A 4,714-nucleotide genomic window follows, 5' to 3' on the forward strand; every position below is an offset into this window, starting at 1 on the left:
CTCGCCGACGCCTCCGGGCTCGGCTGGTGGGGTGCGGCCGCATGCGTCGCCGGGGCCGGGCTGGGGCTCGCCGCGACCGTCGATGTGGTCCGGCGGGTGACCGCGTGGCTCATGGCCGGCGCGCGGGAGGTGCCCGCATGACCGAGCTGCTCCCCCTGCTCCTCGTGCTCGCGATCGGGCCGTTCCTGCTGGCCGAGGGCCTGCTCGCCCGCTACGAGCTGATGGTCTGGACCGTCGGCTGGCGCACCCAGGTCCCGGTGCTGCCCGCGAACCTGCCCTACGCGCGCGGCGCGGACCCGGACCGGCCGCCGGACGCCTACCTGGTCTACCTCGACGGCATCGGCAAGCGCCGGTTCACGGACACGCGCGACGGCGGCCAGCTCGTCCAGGCCGTGATCGCCGGGGCGCCCGAGCTGCGAGTGCTGGGCCAGGTCCAACCGTATTCCCCGCTGGCCGACCCGCTGGTGGGACGGCCGGTGTGGGACTGGCTGCGGCGGCACATCGGCATCACGCTGTTCCTGCACAACGTGATGCAGACCTTCGTCGCGGCCGATCGCCGCTACCGCCCGCTGTACAACCACGCGGTGGGCGGGCAGATCGCCGAGCAGCTCCGGCTGGCCGGCTACGCACCCGGCAGCGGCATCCCCGTCGTGCTGCTCGGCTACAGCGGCGGCGCCCAGATGGCCCTCGGCGCCGTCGAGGAGCTCTGGACGCAACTGCGCGCCCCGCTGTGGGCGATCACGCTCGGCGGGTTCCACGACGGCGCCAACGATCTCACCCACGCGGCCACGGTGCACCGGCTGACCAGCGGAAACGACTGGATCGAGCAGGTCAGCACCTGGCTGTTCCCCGAACGGTGGCGGCTGCTGCGGCGCAGCCCGTGGAACCGGGCCCTGGCGGCCGGGAAGGTGCGCGTGCACCGGCTCGAGCCCGCGACCCACGTGGGGCCGCTGAGCTACATCAGCCCGACTGCGCGCCTCGACGACGGGCGAAGCCATCTCGACCGCACCACCGAGACCGTCGTCGGGATCATCCGCGAGGAGTGCCGGGCAGGCCGAGCCGGCTCCTGACCGGAGCTGGGCCGCCGGAGGGACGGCGCCTCGCACGAGGGCCGCTGCGACCGCGGTCCTCGGGGTAGGCCGGCGGTACCCCGGCCGGTCAGACGCGGTCGTGGAGAGTGATCTGGTAGCCGTCGGGATCGGCGAAGGTGAACGTCCGGCCGAAGGGGCCGTCCATCGGCGCGGACACGATGGGGTGACCGTCGGAGACGAGTGCATCGTGAATGGCCTGGACGTCTGTGGCATGGAGCCAGATCGCGGCACCGACACCGGGCTGCGCGACCGATGCGAGATCGGTGCCGGGAAGGACGTCGCGGAGTGCGAACGCGATCGGTCTCGTCTCGAAGACAACCGCGTGCGGAGGTCCGGCCGGTGAGCGGACGAGGCCGAGGTACTGCTCGTAGAACGCCTGCGAGGCGTCGAGGTCGCGCGCTTGGAGCGAGATGAAGTCGGGTCCGGTGGCGGGCATGCTGCTCCTTCCAGTGTGTGTCAGTTATCTGACATGGAGGAACCTATGTCAGAATGCTGACATGAGTCAAGACGGCGTCGGCATCGACCTGGACAGGTCGCTGGGCTACCTGCTGAAAGAGGCGTCGAGTGCGCTCCGCTCCGCCATGGAGGAGGTGCTGCGGCCGCTCGGGATGAACGTGACGCACTACTCCTGCCTGGAGCTGCTGGCTCAACGACCGGGCTTGTCGAACTCCGAGCTCGCGCGAGGCGCGTTCGTGACACGGCAGTCGATGAACGTGCTGCTCCAGGCGCTGGAACGAGACGGCTACGTGACCAGGCCCGCGGAGGCACGCGTCGGGAAGGTTCTCCCCACGCAGCTCACCCCGCTCGGCCGACAGAGCCTGGAGAGGGCGACCGCGGCAGTCAGGGCCGTCGAGGTCAGGATGCTGGCCGGCATGACCGAGACCGAGCAGTCGGACGCGTTCCGGATCCTGCGAAGCATGATCCATTCCCTGCACGACGGCGACCACGACGCGCGGCTCGCTCCCCGGCCCTCGTCCGCGACGGGCCGGCAATACACCGGATGAAATAACAGGAACTACTTTCGAGGACACCGCCGTGAACGCCCGGACGACCCGGCGAATATCAATGGCCGAGCGGGGTGAGATCTGGGTGATCTCTCACGCCAGGGGATTTCTCGGCTGCACCGGGTGAATCACCGTGTTCACCCGCTCCCCGGGTTTCTGGCGGAGGCTGCGGGAGCAACACTTTCCTCATGCATTCTGACGCTCCGCACGTTCTGGTGATCATCCAGAACCTGCCGTTCCGGATCGACCGCAGGGTCAGGTCCGAGTGCCGCGCCCTGACGGACGCCGGCTACCGGGTGAGCGTCGTCTGCCCGCAGGAGAACGGCGACGAGCCGGCCCGGTTCCAGGTCGACGAGACGACCGTCTACTCGTACCCGCCGCCGCCCGAGTCGCGCGGCGTCCTGGGTTACGTGCGCGAGTTCGTGGTCTGCTGGTGGCGCACGGCGCGGGCCGCGGCACGGGTGCACCGCGACGCGCCGTTCCAGGTGATCCAGGCCTGCAACCCGCCGGACACCTACTGGCTGCTCGCGCTGCTGTGGCGGCTGCGCCGAGGGGTGCGCTTCGTCTACGACCAGCACGACCTCTGCCCCGAGGTGTACGTGGCCAAGTTCGGCCGGCGCGACCTCCTGTACAAGGCCCTGCTCCTGCTGGAGCGCGCGACGTACCGCACCGCGGACCACGTGATCTCCACCAACGGCTCCTACCGGCAGATCGCGCTGGAGCGCGGGAGCGTCGACCTGAGCCGCAGCTCCGTGGTGCTGAGCACGCCCGACGCCGGCCTGATGCGCCGCGGCGACCCCGAGCCGGGGGCCCGTGACCTGGGCAAGCACCTCGTCTGCTACGTGGGGATCATGGGCTCGCAGGACGGCGTCGACCGGCTGCTGGCGGCGATCGAGCACGTCGTGAAGGTGCGCGGGCGGACCGACGTGCGGTTCGCGCTGCTCGGCTTCGGGGACGCGCTGGAGGAGCTGCGCGCGGACTGCACGCGCCGCGGGCTGGACCTCTGGGTGCACTTCACCGGGCGAGTCGACCACGCCGCCATCGGGCGGTGGTTGTCCAGCGCCGACCTGGGTGTCACGCCCGACCCGCCCAGCGAGTTCAACGACCGCTCCACCATGAACAAGACGCTGGAGTACATGGCGCACGAGCTGCCCGTCGTGGCGACGGACCTGACCGAGACCCGGCGCAGCGCGGGCGACGCGGCGCGCTACGTCGCCGGGCGCGAAGCCGCGCCGTTCGGCGACGCGATCCTCGAGATCCTCGACGACCCGGACCGCGCCCGCGCCATGGGCCTGGCCGGTCGTGCCCGGATCGAGGGCGAGCTGGCCTGGTCCCGCCAGGCGGAGACGTACGTGCGGGTGTTCGACGGCCTGACGGGCCGCTCCCGAGCATTGTCCGAGGAGCGCGGCTGAATGCCGGTCACGGCATTCTGAGCGGCCGCGCCCGCATTCATCTTTCACCTCCGGGTGAAACTCCCCTCCGGGTGAGAAAAGACCGCGCAGGGGTGAATTCGAAAGGCACCGGCCGGTTCGCCTCCACGCCGGGACGTACATTGATCGGAGCCAGGATGACAACACTCCGGGCCGATCCGAGCTGATACCGGAAGAAGGCAGCATGGACCAGAGAACCTTGCGGGCGGCCGTGGTGGGCGCCGGCTACTGGGGACCCAACCTGGCACGCAACTTCGCGGCGTCCGAACGCTGGGAGCTGGCGGCGGTCTGCGACCTCGACGCGGACCGGGCGGCCCGCGTGGCCCGCGCCAACGGCCGGGTCGACGTCGAGACGTCGCTCGAGGCGCTGCTGGAGCGGGACGACGTCGACGCCGTGGCCATCGCCACCCCGGCCCGGACGCACCACGCGATCGCGCTGGCGGCGCTGCGGGCCGGCAAGCACGTGGTGGTCGAGAAGCCGATCGCCGACCGGGCGGCGGCCGCCGGCGAGATGGTCGCCGAGGCCCGGTCCCGCGGGCTGGTGCTGATGACCGACCACACCTACTGCTACACGCCGGCGGTCCGCAAGATCCGCGAGCTGGTGGCGGGCGGCGACCTGGGCGACATCCTGTACATCGACTCGGTGCGGATCAACCTCGGGCTGGTCCAGCCCGACGTGGACGTGTTCTGGGACCTGGCGCCGCACGACCTGTCGGTCCTCGACTTCATCCTGCCCGGCGGCCTGCAGCCCGAGTCGGTGGCCGCGCACGGCGCCGACCCGATCGGCGCGGGCAAGTCCTGCGTGGGCTACCTGGTGCTGCCGCTGCCCGGCGGCGCGGTGGCCAGCGTGCACGTGAACTGGCTCAGCCCCACCAAGGTGCGGCGGATGACCATCGGCGGGTCGCGCCGCACGCTCGTGTGGGACGACCTGAACCCGCAGCAGCGGATCAGTGTCTACGACCGCGGCGTGGACCTGGAGACCCAGGCGTTCGACAGCCTGGAGCGCCGGGCCGCGACCATCTCCTACCGCCTGGGCGACACCTGGTCGCCCGCCCTGGAGGAGCGCGAGGCGCTCGGCTCCATGGTGGGCGAGCTGGCCGCGGCGATCCACGGCGAACGCCCGGCCCCGACCGACGGTGCGGCGGGCCTGCGCGTGCTCGACGTGCTGGAGGCGGCGGACCGCAGCCTC

At 71.4% G+C, this 4,714-nt stretch carries 5 protein-coding genes; 4 read left to right on the forward strand and 1 reads right to left on the reverse strand.

Going from position 1 to position 4,714, the window contains the following annotated elements; all coding sequences use genetic code 11:
* The first annotated feature begins 137 nt into the window (after positions 1 to 137).
* Positions 138 to 1,070, forward strand: coding sequence for a hypothetical protein (locus PROKR_RS03625; protein ID WP_036959585.1), 933 nt, complete (start codon positions 138 to 140; stop codon positions 1,068 to 1,070).
* An 88-nt stretch (positions 1,071 to 1,158) separates the two neighbouring features.
* Here PROKR_RS03625 and PROKR_RS03630 read toward each other — a convergent pair whose 3' ends face one another.
* Positions 1,159 to 1,527: a VOC family protein gene (locus PROKR_RS03630; RefSeq protein ID WP_036959587.1), complete on the reverse strand. Its 369-nt coding sequence runs from the start codon at positions 1,525 to 1,527 to the stop codon at positions 1,159 to 1,161.
* A 61-nt stretch (positions 1,528 to 1,588) separates the two neighbouring features.
* On the opposite strand from PROKR_RS03630, the gene PROKR_RS03635 reads away from it, so the two are divergent.
* The 3 genes from PROKR_RS03635 to PROKR_RS03645 all read left to right on the forward strand — a co-directional run.
* Positions 1,589 to 2,095 (forward strand): MarR family winged helix-turn-helix transcriptional regulator, encoded by a 507-nt coding sequence (locus PROKR_RS03635; protein ID WP_051432637.1) that lies wholly within the window; start codon positions 1,589 to 1,591, stop codon positions 2,093 to 2,095.
* A 188-nt stretch (positions 2,096 to 2,283) separates the two neighbouring features.
* A complete protein-coding gene (locus PROKR_RS03640; protein WP_036959589.1) occupies positions 2,284 to 3,507 on the forward strand; it encodes a glycosyltransferase family 4 protein in 1,224 nt (407 codons plus the stop codon).
* Positions 3,508 to 3,709: 202 nt separating this feature from the next.
* A partial coding sequence (locus PROKR_RS03645) for a Gfo/Idh/MocA family protein (RefSeq protein WP_051432638.1) occupies positions 3,710 to 4,714 on the forward strand: 1,005 nt, incomplete at its 3' end.

This window comes from Promicromonospora kroppenstedtii DSM 19349 (assembly GCF_000515355.1).
Taxonomy (GTDB): Bacteria; Actinomycetota; Actinomycetes; order Actinomycetales; family Cellulomonadaceae; genus Promicromonospora; species Promicromonospora kroppenstedtii.

Coding starts and splice junctions, on each gene's coding strand:
- PROKR_RS03625 (WP_036959585.1), top strand. CDS start 138: ATGACCGAGCTGCTCCCCCTGCTCCTCGTGCTCGCGATCGGGCCGTTC.
- PROKR_RS03630 (WP_036959587.1), bottom strand. CDS start 1,527: ATGCCCGCCACCGGACCCGACTTCATCTCGCTCCAAGCGCGCGACCTC.
- PROKR_RS03635 (WP_051432637.1), top strand. CDS start 1,589: ATGAGTCAAGACGGCGTCGGCATCGACCTGGACAGGTCGCTGGGCTAC.
- PROKR_RS03640 (WP_036959589.1), top strand. CDS start 2,284: ATGCATTCTGACGCTCCGCACGTTCTGGTGATCATCCAGAACCTGCCG.